Origin of the sequence: Actinosynnema pretiosum (genome assembly GCF_024171695.1) — a bacterium.
Taxonomy (GTDB): Bacteria; Actinomycetota; Actinomycetes; order Mycobacteriales; family Pseudonocardiaceae; genus Actinosynnema; species Actinosynnema pretiosum.
This window is the reverse complement of sequence record NZ_JAMTCF010000025.1, coordinates 92,710-111,991: the sequence shown is the minus strand read 5'-3', so window position 1 is coordinate 111,991 and position 19,282 is coordinate 92,710. Positions and strand designations below refer to the sequence as shown.

11 protein-coding genes and 1 pseudogene are annotated in these 19,282 nt (G+C 70.8%); 8 read left to right on the top strand and 4 right to left on the bottom strand.

The window, feature by feature from the left end:
- Window positions 1-285, top strand: a pseudogene (locus tag LV78_RS36185) (hypothetical protein); the annotation flags it as partial.
- Window positions 286-499: 214 nt separating this feature from the next.
- Here LV78_RS36185 and yjfF read toward each other — a convergent pair.
- From yjfF to LV78_RS36165, 4 genes are all read right to left on the bottom strand, one after another.
- Window positions 500-1,498, bottom strand: a complete 999-nt coding sequence (gene yjfF / locus LV78_RS36180) for a galactofuranose ABC transporter, permease protein YjfF (RefSeq protein ID WP_253850610.1) — start codon at window positions 1,496-1,498, stop codon at window positions 500-502.
- Entirely contained in the window at window positions 1,495-2,466 is a 972-nt protein-coding gene (locus tag LV78_RS36175; RefSeq protein ID WP_253850609.1) for an ABC transporter permease, read from the bottom strand. The genes yjfF and LV78_RS36175 overlap by 4 nt, the downstream gene beginning before the upstream one ends.
- Window positions 2,463-3,992 carry a sugar ABC transporter ATP-binding protein gene (locus LV78_RS36170; RefSeq protein WP_253850608.1) on the bottom strand — a complete coding sequence of 510 codons (1,530 nt, stop codon included), beginning with the start codon at window positions 3,990-3,992 and terminating at the stop codon, window positions 2,463-2,465. The genes LV78_RS36175 and LV78_RS36170 overlap by 4 nt, the downstream gene beginning before the upstream one ends.
- A 199-nt stretch (window positions 3,993-4,191) precedes the next feature.
- The gene (locus tag LV78_RS36165) at window positions 4,192-5,175 is read right to left on the bottom strand and encodes an ABC transporter substrate-binding protein (protein WP_253850607.1); all 984 of its coding nucleotides are present in this window, start codon (window positions 5,173-5,175) and stop codon (window positions 4,192-4,194) included.
- Between the two features lie 262 nt (window positions 5,176-5,437).
- Here LV78_RS36165 and LV78_RS36160 point away from each other — a divergent pair, with 262 nt between their 5' ends.
- The 7 genes from LV78_RS36160 (at window position 5,438) to LV78_RS36130 (ending at window position 19,262) form a co-directional block, all read left to right on the top strand.
- On the top strand, window positions 5,438-7,681 hold the full coding sequence (locus LV78_RS36160) for an immunoglobulin-like domain-containing protein (protein ID WP_253850606.1): 2,244 nt from the start codon (window positions 5,438-5,440) through the stop codon (window positions 7,679-7,681).
- Window positions 7,682-7,769: 88 nt separating this feature from the next.
- Window positions 7,770-10,250 (top strand): alpha-L-arabinofuranosidase family protein, encoded by a 2,481-nt coding sequence (locus LV78_RS36155; protein ID WP_253850605.1) that lies wholly within the window; start codon window positions 7,770-7,772, stop codon window positions 10,248-10,250.
- On the top strand, window positions 10,247-11,794 hold the full coding sequence (locus LV78_RS36150; protein ID WP_253850604.1) for a family 43 glycosylhydrolase: 1,548 nt from the start codon (window positions 10,247-10,249) through the stop codon (window positions 11,792-11,794). Before LV78_RS36155 ends, LV78_RS36150 begins: the two co-directional genes overlap by 4 nt.
- Before the next feature lie 5 nt (window positions 11,795-11,799).
- Window positions 11,800-14,565 (top strand): beta-L-arabinofuranosidase domain-containing protein, encoded by a 2,766-nt coding sequence (locus tag LV78_RS36145; RefSeq protein ID WP_253850603.1) that lies wholly within the window; start codon window positions 11,800-11,802, stop codon window positions 14,563-14,565.
- 99 nt (window positions 14,566-14,664) lie between these two features.
- Complete coding sequence (locus LV78_RS36140; protein WP_253850602.1) at window positions 14,665-15,681, top strand: LacI family DNA-binding transcriptional regulator; 1,017 nt, start codon at window positions 14,665-14,667, stop codon at window positions 15,679-15,681.
- A 1,260-nt stretch (window positions 15,682-16,941) separates the two neighbouring features.
- Window positions 16,942-18,606, top strand: a complete 1,665-nt coding sequence (araB, locus tag LV78_RS36135; protein WP_253850601.1) for a ribulokinase — start codon at window positions 16,942-16,944, stop codon at window positions 18,604-18,606.
- Window positions 18,607-18,608: 2 nt separating this feature from the next.
- A complete protein-coding gene (locus tag LV78_RS36130; RefSeq protein WP_372495025.1) occupies window positions 18,609-19,262 on the top strand; it encodes an L-ribulose-5-phosphate 4-epimerase in 654 nt (217 codons plus the stop codon).
- Window positions 19,263-19,282 lie beyond the last annotated feature (20 nt).

Genomic DNA, 19,282 nt, shown 5'->3' with positions numbered 1-19,282 from the left:
GCAGACCAGGGCTATCTCAACGCGGGGCACGGGGTGGTCACCCCGAACCGCACCCCGCGCAAACGCTGGGCCGAACCCGAACTGAATGCGGACCAGAAGACCCACGACCTGCTCCTGCGTGGTCTGAGAGGTCGAGGCGAGCGTGGGTTCGCGCTACTGGTCGGACGGTGGAAGGCGTTGCGCCACACCACCGCCAGCCCACGAAAACTCACCCTCATCGTCGCCGCCGCACTGACCTGCACCCACTACGAACACAACTGGAACACCGACCAGACACCTCACTGAGATCACCTCGAGTGTGCTTGCCTGAAAGGAGGCCAAACGGAGAAGAGGGACCCGGACCACCGCAGTAGTTCGCCGTAAACCGGCACCGAGCACTAACGGTCACCGGCCGACAGAGCTCGTCCCCCTCTTTTTTGGAGGCCTGCCCCGCCGGCGAGGCGAGCCCTTCAGCTTTTGACTTTCAGCTCTTCCTCTCTCCCCCCCACCCCCCAAACCCCTACCCCCCAGACCGCCGCACGATCAACCGCTGCAACACGATGAACGCCAACAACAACCCACCGATCACGATCTTCGTCCACCACGAGCTCAACGTCCCCTGGAACGAGATCAACGTCTGCACGGTCCCGAGCACCAGCACCCCGGCCACCGACCCGACCACGAACCCGACCCCGCCCGACAACAAACTCCCGCCCACCACCACAGCCGCGATGGCGTCCAACTCCATCCCAACCCCGTGCAGGCTGTACCCCGACAGCATGTACAACGCGAACAACAACCCCGCCAACGAAGAGCAGAACCCGCTGATCACGTAAACCCCGACCTTGACCCGCCCGGTCCGCAACCCCATCAGCCGAGCCGAGGCCTCACTCCCGCCAACCGCGTACACCGTCCGCCCGAACCGCGTCAGGTGCAGCACGTACGCGGCCACCGCCACCACCACCAACGCGATCACCACCGGCGGCGTGATCGTCACCCCACCCGGAAGCTCGATCGTCGCCGTGGCCAACGACCGAAACCCCTTGTCCTTGATGGAAATCGACTCCACGCTGATCACGAAGCACAACCCGCGCGCCAGGAACATCCCCGCCAGCGTCACGATGAACGGCTGCACCCCGAACTTGTGGATCACCACCCCCATCAGGAACCCCAACAACGACCCACTGGCCAGCACCGCCACCACGACCACCACCACCGGCCACCCGGCCCGCAACCCCGCCGCCGCGATCATCGTCGACAGCGCGATCACCGACCCGACCGACAGGTCGATCCCGCCGGTCAGGATCACGAACGTCATCCCGACCGCCAGCACGATCAGGAACGCGTTGTCGATGAACAGGTTCGCCACCACCTGCCCGCTGGCGAACCCCTCGTAGGCCACCGACCCGGCCCCGAACGTCAGCACGAACACCACGAACGTCGCGATCACCGGCAAGAACCGCGACGGCGCCCTCGGCCCGGCCTTCACGGGGAGCTGCGGCTCCAGAACGGTCGTCATGCCGCCACCGCCTCACGTCGCGCGAACACCCGGCTGAGCGCGGGCGCCTGGAGCAGGCACACCGCGATCACCACGATCGCCTTGAACACCAGCGTCACCTCAGGCGGAACGCCGATCGCGTAGACCGTCGTGGTGAGCGTCTGGATCACCAGCGCGCCCAGCAGCGTCCCGGTCAACGAGTACCGCCCGCCCGCCAACGAGGTCCCGCCGATCACCACCGCCAGGATCGCGTCCATCTCGATCCACAGCCCCGCGTTGTTCGCGTCCGCCGCGCTCACGTTCGAGCTGATCATCAACCCGGCCACGCACGCGCACACCGCCGCGAAGACGTACACCGTCCAGATGATCGTGCGGGCGCGCACCCCGGCCAGCCTGCTGGCCTCCGGGTTCACCCCCACCGACTCGATCAACAACCCCAGCGCCGTCCGGCGGGTCACCAGAGCGGTCGCGGCCAGCGCGGCCAGGCTGATCAGGATCGAGATCGGCAAGAACAAGAACCCCGTGCCGATCTCCCGGAACGCCGGGTCGTCGACGGTGATGATCTGCCCCTCGGTCACCAGCATCGCGATGCCCCGACCCGCCGTCATCAGCACCAGCGTCGCGATGATCGGCTGAATCCCCAGCACCGACACCAGGAACCCGTTCCACAGCCCCAGCACCGCGCACAGCACCAGCGCCAGCAGCATCCCGCTGACCGCCCCACCACCACCGGCGATGTGCGTGCAGGTCACCGCGCCCGCGATCGCCGCGACCGCGCCGACCGACAGGTCGATGCCCCTGGTGGCGATCACCAGCGTCATGCCGAGCGCGATCAGCAGCGTGGGCGCGCCGTTGCGCAGCACGTCCACCAGGCTGCCGAACAGGTGCCCGTCCTGGAGCCGCAGCGCGAAGAACGACGGGCTCACCACCAGGTTCAGCAGCAGCAGCGCGGCCAGCGCCAGCAGCGGCCACAGCAACCGCCGGTTCACGACGCGACCCGGTTGTCCGGGGTGGCGGCGATCAGCTCGACCACCTCGTCCACGCCCAGGTCGACCCCGGACAGCTCGGCGACCTTGCGCCGGTCGCGCAGCACGACCACGCGGTCGGAGACGCGCACGACTTCCTCCAGTTCCGCGGAGATGAACAGCACCGCCATGCCCTCGGCGGACAGCTCCGCCACCAGCTTCTGGATCTGCGCCTTCGCGCCGACGTCGATGCCCCTGGTCGGCTCGTCCAGGATCAGCAGCTTCGGCTCGGTCACCAGCCACCGCGCCAGCAGCACCTTCTGCTGGTTGCCGCCGGAGAGCGTGCCGACCAGCGCGTCCGGGTTGGCGGGCCGGATGTCCAGCATCGCCAGGTACTTCGCCACCAGCTCGTCGGCCTGCTTGCGCGGCACGGGCCTGGCCCAGCCGCGCGCGGCCTGCACCGCCAGGATCAGGTTGTCCCGGATGCTCAGGTCCGCGACGACCCCCTCGCCCTTGCGGTCCTCGGAGGAGAACGCGATCCCGGCCGCGATCGCCCCTCGGGGACCCCCGCTGGGACCGCTGAGCCGCAACGGCTTCCCGCCGAACACGATCGTCCCCGAGTCGGCCTTGTCCGCCCCGAACAGCAACCGCGCCAGCTCGGTGCGCCCCGACCCGAGCAGCCCGGCCAGCCCGACCACCTCGCCCGCGTGCACCTCCAGGTCGAACGGCTCGATGGCGCCCTTGCGCCCCAAGCCCTCCGCCACCAGCAGCGCGCCGCCGCTGCGGCCCTTGTCCGCCCGGTGCTCGATCTCCTCCAGCACGCCCAGCTCACGTCCGAGCATCGCGGTCACCAGGTCGATCCGGCTCAGCTCCGCGGTCTTCCACTCGCCGACCACCCGACCGTTGCGCAGCACCGTCATCCGGTCGGAGATCTCGTAGACCTGCTCCAGGAAGTGCGACACGAACAGCACCGCGACGCCCTCGTCGCGCAGCACCCGCACGATGCGGAACAGCTCGGCGACCTCGTCGGCGTCCAGGCTGGAGGTCGGCTCGTCCAGCACCAGCACCCGCGCGTCCACGGCGACCGCGCGGGCGATCGCGACCAGCTGCCGCACCGCGATGGGGTGGCTGGCCAGCACCGACTTGGGATCGATGTCGAGCCCGATGCGGGCGAGCAGCTCCCGCGCCCGCGCGCGCATCGCGCGCCCGTCGATCGCGCCGAACCGGCGGGGTTCGCGCCCCAGCAGGATGTTCTCGGCCACGGTGAGGTTCGCGCACAGCGCGACCTCCTGGTACACGGTGCTGATCCCGGCGTCCTGGGCCTGGGCGGGTCCGCTGAACGAGACCCCCTCCCCGCCGAGGGTGATCTCCCCGGCCGCCAGCGGGTGCACGCCGGTCAACGCCTTGATCAGGGTGGACTTCCCAGCCCCGTTCTCGCCCATCAGCGCGTGGACCTCGCCGGGCAGCAGCCGGAAGTCCACCTCCTGCAACGCCTTCACACCGGGGAACTCGACCGAGATCCCGCGCATGTCGACGACCGGTCCGGTCATGTGGTCAGCCTCCACCGCTGGGGGAGAAGTGGGCGCGGTCCCCGCCACCACACCCGGAGGATGGCGGGGACCGCGGCTCGGGGGGAGCCGCCCCGGTCGCGGGGACCGGGGCGGCTCGGCCGCGCTCGCGGCTGTGCGCGCGCCGGGCGCGGCGCCCGGAAGCGCGGCGGCCCGCCGTCGAGCCGCCGCGCGGTGCGGATCAGTACTTGCGGTCGGGCAGCGCGGCCTTGGCCTGCTCGCTGGTGAACGTGGTCTCCTCGGTCACCACGCGGGCCGGGATCTCCTCGCCCGCGACGACCTTCTTGGCCAGGTCCATCAGCTGCTCGCCCAGCAGCGGGTTGCACTCCACGATGAAGTTGATCTCGCCGTTCGCCAGCGCGGTCATGCCGTCCTTGACGGCGTCCACCGTGATGATCTTGATGTCCTCGCCCGGCACCTTGCCCGCGGCCTTGATGGCCTCGATGGCGCCCAGGCCCATGTCGTCGTTGTGCGCGTAGACGACGTTGATCTCCGGGTTGGACTTGAGGAACGCCTCCATGACCTGCTTGCCGCCGGACCGGGTGAAGTCACCGGTCTGCGAGGCCACGACCTTGATGTTCGACTTGCCCGCGATCTTCTCCTCGAACCCGGCCTTGCGGTCGATGGCGGGCGCGGCGCCGGTGGTGCCCTGGAGCTCCGCGACGTTCACCTCGCCCTGCACGTTCGCCACCAGCCAGTCACCGGCCTTGCGGCCCTCCTCGACGAAGTCCGAGCCGAGGAAGGTCTTGTACAGCGAGGTGTCGTCGGAGTCGACCGCGCGGTCGGTGAGGATCACCGGGATGTTGGCGCGCTGGGCCTCCAGCAGCACGGTGTCCCAGCCGGTCTCGACCACCGGGCTGAAGGCGATGACGTCGACCTTCTGCTGGATGTACGACCGGATCGCCTTGAGCTGGTTCTCCTGCTTCTGCTGCGCGTCGGAGAACTTCAGGTCGACACCCGCCGCGGCGGCGGCCTCCTGCACGGACTTGGTGTTCGCGGTGCGCCACCCGCTCTCGGCGCCGACCTGGGCGAACCCCATCGTGATCTTGTCGTCCCCGCCGCCCCCGGAGGAGCCGGAGTCGCCGGAACCGGACGACCCGCAGGCGGTGAGGCTGAGGGCGCCGATCAAGGCGGCGCACGCGGCGGCGGTGATCTTCTTCAGCACGGGCATCCTCCACGTGAACCACGGTGAACTCGCGGACGGCGGGACCGCGTGACCAGGGTCACCTCGGTCACCTGGTGGACAAGAGTGAACGCTCACATACGGTCCGTCAACCCCCCAGAAACCTTGATGTTGCACGCTTGACACGCAGGTTGAGGGCGACCTATGTTAGCGCTCACTTTTGTGACTCAGCGCACGTCAACACCCGGACGTACCTGTTCACGACGCGCGGCCACCTCTGCCGCGCACGACGAGAGCGATGCCCATGGCTCCCGTTCTGCCCCGTCCCCGTCCCCTCGCAGCGGTGTTGGCGCTCGCCCTCGTGCCGCTCGCCCCGGTCATCCCGACGGTCACCCCGGCGGTCGCCTCGGCGGCCACCTCGGGGCCCGGCGGCCTGATCGCCCACTACCCGCTCACCGAGTCCTCCGGGACCACCGCGCACGACGCCTCACCCTCCCGCCGCGACGCCGTGATCAGCGGAGACGCCGTCCCCGGCGGCGCGAACGGCCTCCGCCTCGGCGGCGTCGACGGCCACGTCGACCTGCCCGACGACCTGCTGCGCGGCCTCGACTCGGTCACCGCCTCCATCCAGGTCCGCATCGCGCCCGACCAGGCCACGCCCTACTTCGTCTGGGGCATCGGGAACACGAACGGCAGCGCAGGCGACGGCTACCTGTTCACCACCGGCAACGCCTACCGCAGCTCGATCGCCACCGGGAACTGGTCCACCGAGCAGACCACCACCTCGGGCCGCGACCTGCGGCGCGACGTGTGGAAGACGCTCACCTACACCCAGACCGGGAGCACCGCCGTGCTCTACGAGGACGGCGTGGAGGTGGGCAGGCGCACCGACGTGACGATCCGCCCCGGCGACATCGGCGGCGGGTCCACGAAGGCCAACCACATCGGCCGATCGGTCTACCCCGGCGACCACCGCCTCAAGGGCGAGGTGCGCGACTTCCGGCTGTACGACAGGGCTCTGAGCGCCGACGAGGTGCACGGGCTCGGCTTCACCTCCGACCGTGAACGCGTCCGCCGCGACAGCGCCTCGCTCAAGCTCGGCGACACCTCGCTGATCACCGAGGACCTCGCCCTCCCCACCACAGGCCCGCACGACACCACGATCTCCTGGCACTCCACCAATCCCGGCGCCGTCTCGCCCACCGGCAAGGTGACCCGCCCCCGAGCTGGCCTGCTGCCGTCGTTGGCGCTGCTCACGGCCACCATCGGCAAGGGCTCCGCCAAGCAGGTCAGGGTGTTCGCGGTGACCGTCCGTCCGCAGCCCACCGACCGCGAGAAGGTCGCCGAGGCCGCGCGGGCGCTGACCGTCTGGGACGCCGACGACGTGCGCGGCAACCTCACCCTGCCCACCACCGGCCTGCACGGCACGACGGTGACCTGGACCTCCAGCGCCCCCGCCGTCGTCACGCCCACCGGCGAGGTCACCAGACCCGCGCACGGGCAGCCCGCGCGGCAGGTCCGGCTCACCGCCGCCGTGGGATCGGGAAGCCGAACGGAGCTTCGGCACTTCGCACTCTCCGTCACCCCGATGCCGGAACCGGCCGCGTACGAGGGCTACTTCTTCGGCTACTTCACCGGCGAGGGCACCGCCACCGGCGAGCAGGTGCACTTCGCCGCCTCGCGCGGGAACACCCCGCTGCTCTGGGACGAGCTGGGCGGCGGTCAGCCGGTGCTCACCTCCACGCAGGGCGATCGCGGCGTGCGCGACCCGTTCGTCATCCGCTCGCCCGAGGGCGACAAGTTCTACCTCGTCGCCACCGACCTCAAGATCCACGGCAACGGGAACTGGGACCTGGTGCAGCGCAAGGGGAGCAAGCACGTCGAGGTGTGGGAGTCCACCGACCTCGTCACCTGGTCGCAGCAGCGGCACGTGCGCGTCGCCCCCGACACGGCGGGCAACACCTGGGCGCCCGAGGCCTACTACGACCCGAGCATCGGGGCCTACGTGGTGTTCTGGGCCTCCAAGCTCTACGCCGAGGACGACCCGGAGCACACCGGCAACACCCACAACCGGATGCTCTACGCCACCACCCGCGACTTCCGCACCTTCAGCGAGCCGCAGGTGTGGGTGGACCCCGGCTACTCGGTGATCGACTCCACCGTCGTCGAGCACGGCGGCCAGTACTACCGCTTCACCAAGGACGAGCGGAACAACACGTCCACCACGCCGTGCAGCAAGTTCATCCTCGCCGAGCGCTCCACCTCGCTGCGCTCCACCTCCTACGAGCACGTCGCCGACTGCATCGGCAAGGGGGCGATCGAGCGCGGTGAGGGGCCGACGGTGTTCAAGTCCAACACCGAGGACCGCTGGTACCTGCTGATCGACGAGTTCGGCGGTCGCGGCTACGTGCCGTTCGAGACCACCGACCTGGCGTCCGGCCGGTGGACCCCGTCCACCGACTACCACCTGCCCGCGCGCCCCCGCCACGGCACCGTCCTGCCGGTCACCAAGGCCGAGCTGGACCGGCTGCGCGCGGCGTTCCCGTGATCCCCCGGACCCCGCCGCCGCACCCGCACCGCCGCACCCCGACCGACGCTCCACGACTCGACCCACGACTCGCCGAGGAGTCCACCGGATGAACCGCGCACTGGCGGTCGCCCTTGCCACGAGCCTGCTCGTCGCCGTCCCCGCGACGGGGGCTGCGGCGGAGGCCGACTACACCATGACGATCGACCCGTCCGGCAAGGGCGCGACGATCGACGACACCATGTACGGCGTCTTCTACGAGGACATCAACCGCGCCGCCGACGGCGGCCTGTACGCCGAGCTGGTGCAGAACCGCTCCTTCGAGTACGACCCCGCCGACAACGCGGCCTACACCGGCCTGACCGCGTGGGCGCCCACCGGCGGCGACCCGCAGGTCGTCGACGACGACGGCCGCATGAACGAGCGCAACCGCCGCTACCTCAAGCTCGGGCTGCCCTCCGGCGTCATCAACTCCGGGTACAACAGCGGCGTCAACGTCGAGCAGTCCGCGCGCTACGACTTCTCCGTCTGGGCGCGCACCGACCAGCCCTCCGGCGCCAAGCTCACCGTCGCGCTGACCGACCCGGCGGGCAAGGACCTCGCCCAGTCGCTCAGCCTCACCGTGCGCGGTGACGAGTGGGCCGAGTACACCGGCTCCTTCCGCGCCCGCACCTCGTCCACCACCGGCAGGCTGCTCGTGGGCGGCGCGGGCGCAGGCACGCTGCGGCTGGACATGGTCTCGCTCATCCCGCAGGACACCTTCAAGGGCCACGGGCTGCGCAAGGACCTCGCCCAGAAGATCGCCGACCTCAAGCCAGGCTTCGTCCGCTTCCCCGGCGGCTGCCTGGTCAACACCGGCAGCCACTACGGCTACGACCAGGCGTCGAACTTCGAGCGCCGCCGCTCGTACCAGTGGAAGGACACCGTCGGCCCGGTCGAGACCCGCGCCACCAACTGGAACTTCTGGGGCTACAACCAGTCCTACGGCCTCGGGTACCACGAGTACTTCCAGTTCTCCGAGGACATCGGCGCCACGCCGCTGCCCGTGGTGCCCGCGCTGGTCACCGGCTGCGGCCAGAACCGAGCCACCGACGACCCGCAGCTGCTCCAGCGGCACGTCCAGGACGCGCTCGACCTCATCGAGTACGCCAACGGTCCCGCCGACTCCACCTGGGGCCGCAAGCGCGCCGAGGCGGGCCACCCCAAGCCGTTCAACCTCAAGTACCTGGCCGTCGGCAACGAGGAGAACCTGCCGAACGAGTACTTCGCCAGGTTCGTCGAGTTCAAGCGGGTCATCGAGGCGAAGCACCCGGAGATCACGATCGTCGGCAACTCCGGTCCCGACTCCTCCGGCGCCACGTTCGACCGGCTGTGGGAGCTGAACCGCGCCGAGGGCACCGCGCTGGTGGACGAGCACTACTACCGCGCGCCGGAGTGGTTCCTGGAGAACAACAACCGGTACGACTCGTACGACCGCAACGGGCCCAAGGTGTTCCTCGGCGAGTACGCCTCGCGGGACAACAAGTGGTTCAACGCGCTCTCCGAGGCCGCCTACATGACCGGCCTGGAGCGCAACGCCGACGTGGTCAAGATGGCCTCCTACGCGCCGCTGCTGTCCAACGAGGACTACGTGCAGTGGAAGCCGGACATGATCTGGTTCAACAACCACGCGTCGTGGGGCTCGCCCAGCTACGAGGTGCAGAAGCTGTTCATGACGAACACGGGCGACCACGTCGTGCCCAGCACCGCCTCCGGAACACCTTCCACGCTGGAGCCGATCACCGGCGCGATCGGCCTGTCCACCTGGGCGACCGCCGCCAGCTACGACGACGTCAAGGTCACCGCGCCGGACGGGACCACCCTGTTCTCCGACGACTTCTCCGCCGGGGACGCGAACTGGACCAGGACGTCCGGTGGCAGCTGGGCGGTGCGGGACGGGAAGTTCGCCCAGTCCGACGCGGTCACCGAGAACACCCTCGTCACGGCGGGCGACAAGAGCTGGCGCGACTACGACGTGACCGTCAAGGCCACCAAGCAGTCCGGCAAGGAGGGCTTCCTGCTCGCCTTCGGAGTCAAGGACACCGGCAACTACTACTGGTGGAACGTCGGCGGCTGGAACAACACCCAGTCCGCGATCGAGAAGCACGTCAACGGGGCCAAGAGCGCGGTCATCACCGACTCGACCTCGGTGGAGACCGGTCGCGAGTACGAGCTGAAGGCGCAGGTCCGTGGCCGGAAGGTGACGCTGTTCCTGGACGGCGTGAAGTGGGGCGAGTTCAGCGACGACAAGGTGGTCGAGCCGTTCCGCCAGGTCGTCACCCGCGACGCCAAGACCGGCGAGCTGATCGTCAAGGTGGTCAACGCCCAGGCGAACGCCGCCCGCACGAAGCTCGACTTCGGGTCCAAGGCCAAGATCTCCGGCACGGTCAAGGCCACCGTGCTCAAGGGCTACGCCGATGACGTCAACACCGAGTTCTCCCAGCCGATCCGGCCCACCGAGGAGAAGGTGAAGGTCTCCAACTCCTTCACCCACACGTTCCCGCCGCACTCCGTGACCTTCCTCCGCATCAAGGACAGGAGCCGTCAGTGAGCACGCTCGACCGCAGGTCACTGCTGCGCGCCGGAGGGGCGCTCGCCGCCGCGAGCACGATCCCCGCGCTCGGCGCCACCACCGCGTCGGCCCAGGAGTCGGCGGGAACCGCTGCCGCGCAGGGGGTCTCGGCACAGGGGATCTCGGCACAGGGGATCTCGGCGCAGGCCGTCCCCGGCCAGGCCGCCATCGACGTCACGCCCGCGCTGCCCACCCGCAGCCCGCTGGTCGAGCAGCGCGCCGACCCGTTCGTCACCCCGCCCACCGACGGCATGTACTACCTGACCGGTTCGGTCCCGGAGTACGACCGCATCGTCATCCGGGGAGCGTCCACGTTGGACGGTCTGACGACCGCCCGCGAGCGCACCATCTGGCGGCGGCCGACCTCCGGCAAGATGGGCGGCTACATCTGGGCGCCGGAGCTGCACCGCATCGACGGCAAGTGGTACGTCTACTTCGCGGCGGGCGACTCGAACGAGCCGTTCCGCATCCGCACCTACGTCCTCGAATCGGCCAACGCCGACCCGCGCGCCGACGGCTGGGTGCTGCGCGGTCAGATGACCACCGCCTGGGACACCTTCACCCTGGACGCCACCACGTTCGAGCACCGGGGCAAGCGGTACTTCCTGTGGGCGCAGAGCGAACCGGGCATCGCCACCAACAGCAACCTCTACATCGCCGAGATGGCCTCTCCTCTCGCACTCAAGTCCGCGCCGGTCCGGATCGCCGTTCCCACGCTGAGCTGGGAGGTCCAGGGCTTCAAGGTGAACGAGGGCGCCGCGGTGCTGATCCGCAACGGCCGGGTGTTCGTCACCTACTCGGCCAGCGCCACCGACTCCCGCTACTGCATGGGCCTGCTCACCGCCGACGAGAACGCGAACCTGCTCGACGCGCGCTCGTGGACCAAGACGCAGACCCCGGTCTTCGCCACCAGCGCCGAGACCGGCCAGTACGGGCCCGGCCACAACTCGTTCACCACGGTCGACGGCGCGGACGTCATGGTCTACCACGCCCGCGACTACCGGGACATCACCGGCGACCCGCTGTTCGACCCGAACCGGCACGCCCGCGTGCAGCGGGTGCACTGGAACGACGACGGCACCCCGTCGTTCGGCGTCCCGGTCGGCAAGGGCGGCCCCATCAGCCGCCTGTCGCCGCTCGACGCGCCGAACCTGTTCGTGCGGCACTACGACTACAAGCTGCGGGTGGACGGCAACGTGCGCACCGTCGCCGACTCGCAGTTCCGCTTCGTGCCGGGCTTCTTCGGCGCGGGCACGGTCGCGCTCCAGTCGGTCAACTACCCCAACCGGTACGCGCGGGTGGTCGACGGCGCGACCATCCGGGTCGACCCGTACGAGGACACCGACGCCTACGGGCGCGCGGCCAGCTTCGTCCGGGTCGAGGGGCTCGCCGACAAGACGGCGGTGTCGCTGCGACCGCACGGCAGCGCGGCGGGCTACCTCGCGCACGACAGCGGCAGGCTCGTCGTGGCCGAACCGGGCAACTCCGACGCGCGCAAGCGCGCGACGTTCAAGGTCGGGTGAGCCGGGTGCCGTTGCCGAGGAGGGGTTTCCTGCTCGCGGGAGGCCTCGCGGCGACGGCGCCGCTGGTGGGCGCGGGGGCGGCTTCGGCCGCTCCCGCGTCGCCCACCGGGGGCGCCCCGAACGCCACCGCTGCCGCTGCCGCCAGCGCCACCGCTGCCGCTCGGCCCGCGCTCGACGCCTTCCGGCTCGACCAGGTCGCGCTGCACGACGGCCTGCTCGCCGACAAGCGCGAGCTGGTGCTGGCCCACGCGCGCGGGTACGACGTCAACCGCCTGGTGCAGGTGTTCCGGGCCAACGCCAACCTGCCCACCCTCGGCGCGGTCGCCCCCGGCGGCTGGGAGGGTCTTGACGGCGAGGCGAACGGCAACCTGCGCGGCCACTACACCGGGCACTTCCTGTCGATGCTGGCCCAGGCGGGCGCGAGCACCGGCGAGCGGGTGTTCACCGACAAGATCGACACCATCGTCGGCGCGCTGCACGACAGCCGCGCCGCCCTGCGCGCCGAACCCGGAACCCTCGCCGCGCGGGGGAGGTTCGGCGGAGCGGTCGAGCACCAGCGCGGCTGCCACCAGTACGTGGAGCTGCCCGCGCTGCCCACCGAGCGGTTCACGTTCGCCGCCTGGGTCAAGCCGACCCACGCCTCCAACTGGGCGCGGGTGCTCGACTTCGGCGACGACGACACCCGCTACCTGTACCTGGCCGCCCGCAACGGGAACGGCGTGCCGCGCTTCGCGATCACCGCCACCGGACCCGGCGGCGAGCAGGGCGTCGACGCGCCGAACCCGCTGCCGGTGGGGGAGTGGAGCCACCTCGCGCTCACCGTCGGCGACGGCTCGGCCACCCTCTACGTCGACGGCGCGCCGGTCGGCGGCACCACCGTCACCACCCCGCTCACCGGCCTCGCGCACCACTGGCTCGGCCGCTCGCACTTCGCCGCCGACCCGGTGTTCGCGGGCGCGTTCGACGAGATCAGCGTGTGGTCGCGGGTCCTCGCGCCGGACGAGGTCGCCGCCGCGGCAGGTCGGCCCGCCGACGGCGACGTCGCCGCGTACCCGTGCGACGAGGCCGGTCCGGTGCTGCGCGACCTGCGCGGCCGGGACGCGCCCGTGCGCCGGACCTGGGGCGCGCCAAGCCATCCCGGCTTCCTCGCGGCCTACCCGGAGACCCAGTTCATCACCCTGGAGTCCATGACCTCCTCGAACTACCAGGTGGTCTGGGCCCCGTACTACACCGCGCACAAGATCCTGCGCGGCCTGCTCGACGCGCACACCGCCATCGGCGACCCGCGCGCGCTCGACCTGGCCGACGGCATGGGCGACTGGATGCACTCCAGGCTGTCCCGGCTCACCCCGCAGGTGCGGCAGCGGATGTGGTCGATCTTCTCCAGCGGCGAGTTCGGCGGCGTCGCCGAGGCCGTCGTCGACCTGCACGCCCGCACCGGCAAACCGGAGCACCTCGCGCTGGCGCGGATGTTCGACCTCGACTCGCTGATCGACGCGTGCGCGGAGAACCGGGACGTGCTCACCGGGTTGCACGCCAACCAGCACATCCCCGTCTTCACCGGCCTGGTGCGGCTGCACGAGGCCACCGGCGAGCGGCGGTACCTCGACGCGGCGCGGAACTTCTGGGACATGGTGGTGCCGCGGCGGCTCTACCGGATCGGCGGCACCAGCACCGGTGAGTTCTGGCGCGCGCCCGGCGCGATCGCGGAAACCCTGGCGGGCGACAACGCCGAGACGTGCTGCGCGCACAACATGCTCAAGCTCGGCCGCGCGCTGTTCCGGCACGAGCCGGACGTCAAGTACGCGGAGTACGGAGAACGGGCGCTGTTCAACCAGATCCTCGGTTCCAAGCAGGACTCGCCGAGCGCGGACGTCCCGCTGATGACCTACTTCATCGGACTGGCACCCGGATCGGTGCGGGACTTCACGCCCAAGCAGGGCGCCACGTGCTGCGAGGGAACGGGTCTGGAGAGCGCGACCAAGTACCAGGACTCGGTGTACTTCCACGACGCGGAATCGTTGTACGTGAACCTCTTCGCGCCGACGACCGCGCACTGGAACGGGACCTCGATCACCCAGGAGACCGGTTTTCCCTTTGAGCAGGGCACTTCGCTCAGAATCGGCGGGAGGGGCGGTCGGTTCACGATCAAGGTGCGGGTGCCGTCGTGGGCGCGCGGCAGCAGCGCGTCGCTCAACGGGCGGCCGATCGCGGTGCCCGCCGCGGGCTCCTACCTGTCGGTGGCGCGCGAGTGGCGGCGCGGTGACGTGCTGCGACTGCGCACGCCGTTCCGCCTGGTGGCCGAACCGACGCCGGACCGGCCGGAGGTGCAGGCGCTCGGCTACGGGCCGGTGCACCTGGTCGCCCGCGACGCGCGAGCGGAATTCCTCGAACTCGCGCTGCACCGGCACGCGTCGTTGTCCGGGGACCTCTCACGCGCGCTCGGCCCGATTTCCGGGAAACCGCTGCACTTCACCATCGGCGGGATCGAGTTCGCGCCGTTCCACGAGGGCACGGCCGATCCGTTCCACTCCTACTTCCGCCGGGTGGAACCGGTGATCGCGTTCGGCGGGGTGGATTCAGGGGTGCCCAACGAGAACGGTTTCCTGGACCGGGTGTGGGAAGCCGCGCCGTTCCCGGACCGGGGCGCGTTCCTGCGGCACGTGCACCGGTTGACGCGGGAGCACCCGGATCGGGCGCGCATCCGCGACGCGGCGGAGCGCGGCCGAATGTCGGAACGGGGTGTCCGAACGGTGGACAATGGACGGTGACGGCTCCTACGGTGGTAGACCGTTGTTATCGCTAACACTTGTGGCTTCCCGGCCGATTGGCTGAGTTGCTTGATCAGCTGAGTTGAAGGTGGGGCAGGAGTGGACAACAGGACCACGCGCGATCCCGCGATGACGGACGTCGCGAAGCTGGCGGGCGTGTCCCACCAGACCGTGTCGCGCGTGCTGAACGGCCACCCCAACGTCCGCGAGCAGACCAGGCTGCGGGTGCGGGCCGCGATCGCGGAGCTGGGCTACCGGCCCAACCGCGCGGCCCGCGCCCTGGTCACCGGGCGCTCGCAGGTCATCGGGGTGGTCGCGCAGAACTCCACCCTGTACGGGCCCGCGTGGTTGCTGGCGGCGGTCGAGCAGGCGGCGGCGGAGGCGGGCTTCGCGGTCAGCGTCGGGCTGGTCAAGAGCCTGGACCGGGCGTCGATCTCCGAGGCCATCGAGCGGCACCGGGACCAGCGGGTCGCGGGCATAGTCGTCATCGCGCCGACCGACTCGGCGAGCGAGGCGCTCGCCGACGTGCCGGACGGCGTGCCGCTGGTCGCGGTCGACGGCGATCCGGAGCGGGCCTCGGCGCTGGTGACGGTCGACCAGGAGGCGGGCGCGCTGGCCGCCGTGCGGCACCTGCTGGACCACGGGCACCAGACGGTGTGGCACGTGTCGGGCCCGCCGGACTGGTACGACAGCGAGGGCCGGGTGCGCGGGTGGCGCCGGGCGCTGGAGGAGGCGGGCGCCGAGGTGCCGCCGGTGGTGGCGGCGGACTGGAGCGCGGCGTCCGGGTACCGGGCCGGGCTGATGCTGGCGCGGATGCCGGAGGTGACGGCGATCTTCGCGGCGAACGACCACCTGGCGCTGGGCATCCTGCGGGCGATGAGCGAGCGCGGCAGGCGGGTGCCGGACGACGTGAGCCTGGTGGGGTTCGACGACGTGCCGGAGGCGGCGTTCTTCATCCCGCCGCTGACGACCGTGCGACCGGACTTCGACGCGGTGGCGCGGGAGACGCTGGGGCTGCTGCTGGCGCAGGTGGCGGGGACGGAACTGGGCGAGCCGAGGCGCACGATCGCCCCGAGCCTGGTGCTCCGCGACAGCGTCGCGCCACCTCGGGGGTGAGGGGGCTGGGGTGGGCCGCCTTGGGGTGAGTTGCCTTGGGGTGAGGGGCCTCGGGGGCGCCTCGACTGCGCGGGGCCTTGGGGGCTGAACTGCATCGGGGTGGGAGGTCTGGGGTGTGCGCCGCCTAGGGCGTGAGAGGCCTCGGGGTGAGGCGCTTGGGACGTGAAGGGCGGCGAGGCGTTGGACGCGGTGGCCGGGCGGGGGATGTGAACCGTGCGGCCTGATGTGCGGGGGAGTTGAACCCGACCGCTCCCGCTGTCCCCGCCGGGGGGATTTGAACCGCGCGACCGGGTCTCCGGGGGATTTGAACCCCGCTGCTCTCGCTGTCCCCGCTGGGGGAGAGTTGAACTGCGCGACCGAGTGCCTGGGGGAGTTGAACCCCGCCACTGCCGTCGCCCGCACCACGGGTGAGTTGAACCCCGCCGCTGTTGTCGCCCGCGCTACGGGGGAGTTGAACCGCGTCGTCCCGGCTGCGGGGGAGTTGAACCGCGTCGCCCGGTGTGGCGGGGACTTGAACCGGCGGGTCGGTTCATCGGCTGGGTGTACGCCGTCCCGGCTTCAGTCCGACCTCGTGCTGCCCGCCCGGCTTCGTGCTGCCCGGCCTTGCGCTACCCGGCCCAGCTCTGCCCGGCCTCACGTTGTTCGCCCAGCTCTGCCCGCCTGCGTTGCCCGCCCGGCGCTGCCCGACTCCGTGCGGTACGGCGTTCAAGTGCGTCCCTCCGCCCGTCATCCTCCGCCCGCCCCTGCCTGTCCCCGTCGTTCGTGTTCCGCGCCCGCCTCCCGCGCCCGCCTCCCACATCCCGCGCCCGCCTCCCGCGGTCCGCCTCCCGCTTCCCGCCGTCCGCGTCCGCCTCCCGCCTCCCGCGTCCCGCCATCCGCGTCCACATCCCGCGCCCGCCTCCCGCGTCCACACCCCAGTCGCCCCTACCCCGTTCGGCCGTCCCACCACCCATCCAGTCGTCCCCCATCCGAGGGTTTCTACCTCCACCCGGCGGGGAACCTGTGCCTGGAAGTGATCACGTCACCCCACATCGGTGACGCTTCCGACCCAACCGTCGCCCGTTTCGGTACCCAGCGTGACCAAGTTGTAGCCCTGGGGGAGTAGCGTGTGTCACACGCCCCCTGTCCAGGACCAACCGCGCCGGGTAACGCGCGGGTTACTCGTGTGCCCTCCGCAGCCGTGCGCGTTCACATCACGGTTAAGTCCACGTTGCACCGGGGTCTTGACGGGCCGAATGTTAGCGATAACACTCCTCGCTCATGGCGAATGATCCCCTGGTCGTGGGAGTCGATTTCGGCACGCTGTCCGGCCGCGCCGTCGTGGTCCGGGTCAGCGATGGCGCCGAGCTCGGCACCGCGGTGCACGAATACCGGCACGGTGTGCTCGACCGGACCACCCCCGGTGGACGGGCGCTGCCCCCCGAGTGGGCCCTCCAGGTCCCGCAGGACTACGTCGACGTCCTGCGCAACGCGATCCCCGCCGCGATCGCGGACGCGGGCGTCGACGCCGCCGACGTCATCGGCGTGGGCACCGACTTCACCGCCTGCACGATGGTCCCGGTGAACGCGCAGGGCACGCCGCTGTGCGAGCTGCCCGAGTTCGCCGACCACCCGCACGCCTTCGTCAAGCTCTGGAAGCACCACGCCGCCCAGGGCCAGGCCGACCGGATCAACCGGCTCGCCGAGGAGCGCGGCGAGTCCTGGCTGCCCCGCTACGGCGGCCTGATCTCCTCCGAGTGGGAGTTCGCCAAGGGCCTGCAGATCCTCGAAGAGGCCCCCGACGTCTACGCCGCGATCGACCACTGGGTCGAGGCCGCCGACTGGATCGTCTGGCAGCTCACCGGCACGTACGTCCGCAACGCCTGCACCGCCGGCTACAAGGGCATCTACCAGGACGGCGGCTACCCGTCCCCGGAGTTCCTGGCCGCCCTCAACCCCGGCTTCGCCGACTTCGTCTCCACCAAGCTGGACCACCCCCTCGGCCAGCTCGGCGACCGCGCGGGCGGCCTGTCCGCGCAGGCCGCCGCCTGGACCGGCCTGACCGAGGGCATCGCGGTCTCCGTCGGCAACGTCGACGCGCACGTCACCGCGCCCGCCGCGCAGGCCGTCGAGCCCGGCCAGATGGTCGCCATCATGGGCACCTCCACCTGCCACGTCATGAACGGCGACCACCTCGCCGAGGTGCCCGGCATGTGCGGCGTCGTCGAGGGCGGCATCGTCCCCGGCCTGTGGGGCTACGAGGCCGGTCAGAGCGGTGTCGGCGACATCTTCGGCTGGTTCGTCCAGCACCAGGTGCCCGCCTCGTACCACGAGACCGCCCGCGAGCGCGGCATCTCCACCCACGAGCTGCTCACCGAGCTGGCCGCCGAGCAGAAGATCGGCCAGCACGGCCTGGTCGCGCTCGACTGGCACAGCGGCAACCGCTCGGTCCTGGTCGACCACGAGCTGTCCGGCGTCGTCGTGGGCCAGACCCTGGCCACCCGCGCCGAGGACACCTACCGCGCCCTGCTGGAGGCCACCGCCTTCGGCACCCGCGTCATCGTCGACACCTTCACCGACGCGGGCGTCCCGGTGACCGAGCTGGTGATCGCGGGCGGCCTGCTGCGCAACAAGCTGCTCATGCAGATCTACGCCGACGTCACCAACCTGCCGCTGTCGGTCATCGGCTCCGAGCAGGGCCCCGCGCTCGGCTCCGCGCTGCACGCCGCCGTCGCCGCGGGCGCCTACCCGGACATCCGGGCCGCCGCGCTGGCCATGGGCTCCCTGCTCAAGGGCGTCTACCAGCCGATCGAGGCGAACGTGCAGGCGTACGAGCGCCTGTTCACCGAGTACCAGGAGCTGCACGACTACTTCGGCCGCGGCGCCAACGAGGTCATGCACCGCCTGAAGGCCGGCCGCCGCGAGGCGCTGGGGGAGGAGAGCTGACCGTGTCCGCCATCGCAGACATCCGGAAGACCGTCGCGTCCCTGCACGCCCAGCTGACCAAGTACGAGCTGGTCATCTGGACGGCGGGCAACGTCTCGGCGCGCGTGCCCGACCAGGACCTGATGGTCATCAAGCCCTCCGGCGTCTCCTACGACGACCTCGGGCCCGAGGCCATGGTCGTCACCGACCTGCACGGCAACCTCGTCGAGGGCGACCACTCGCCGTCCTCCGACACCGCCGCGCACGCCTACGTGTACCGGCACATGCCCCACGTGGGCGGCGTCGTGCACACCCACTCCACGTTCGCCGCCGCGTGGGCCGCGCGCGGCGAGTCGATCCCGTGCGTCATCACGATGATGGCCGACGAGTTCGGCGGGGACATCCCGGTCGGGCCGTTCGCGCTCATCGGCGACGACTCGATCGGCCAGGGCATCGTCGAGACCCTGCGGGACAGCCGCTCGCGAGCGGTCCTCATGCACGGCCACGGCCCGTTCACCATCGGCAAGGACGCCAAGGACGCGGTGAAGGCGGCCGTGATGCTGGAGGACGTGGCGCGCACCGTGCACCACGCCTTCCAGCTCGGCAAGCCCGAGCGGATCGCGCAGGAGCACATCGACAGCCTGTACGCCCGCTACCAGAACGTCTACGGGCAATGAGCCCGCGAGGAGGACGCACG

Bases quoted from the DNA above. Each gene is read 5' to 3' on its own strand.
- yjfF (WP_253850610.1), bottom strand. From the start codon at position 1,498: ATGACGACCGTTCTGGAGCCGCAGCTCCCCGTGAAGGCCGGGCCGAGG.
- LV78_RS36170 (WP_253850608.1), bottom strand. From the start codon at position 3,992: ATGACCGGACCGGTCGTCGACATGCGCGGGATCTCGGTCGAGTTCCCC.
- LV78_RS36160 (WP_253850606.1), top strand. From the start codon at position 5,438: ATGGCTCCCGTTCTGCCCCGTCCCCGTCCCCTCGCAGCGGTGTTGGCG.
- LV78_RS36155 (WP_253850605.1), top strand. From the start codon at position 7,770: ATGAACCGCGCACTGGCGGTCGCCCTTGCCACGAGCCTGCTCGTCGCC.
- araB (WP_253850601.1), top strand. From the start codon at position 16,942: ATGGCGAATGATCCCCTGGTCGTGGGAGTCGATTTCGGCACGCTGTCC.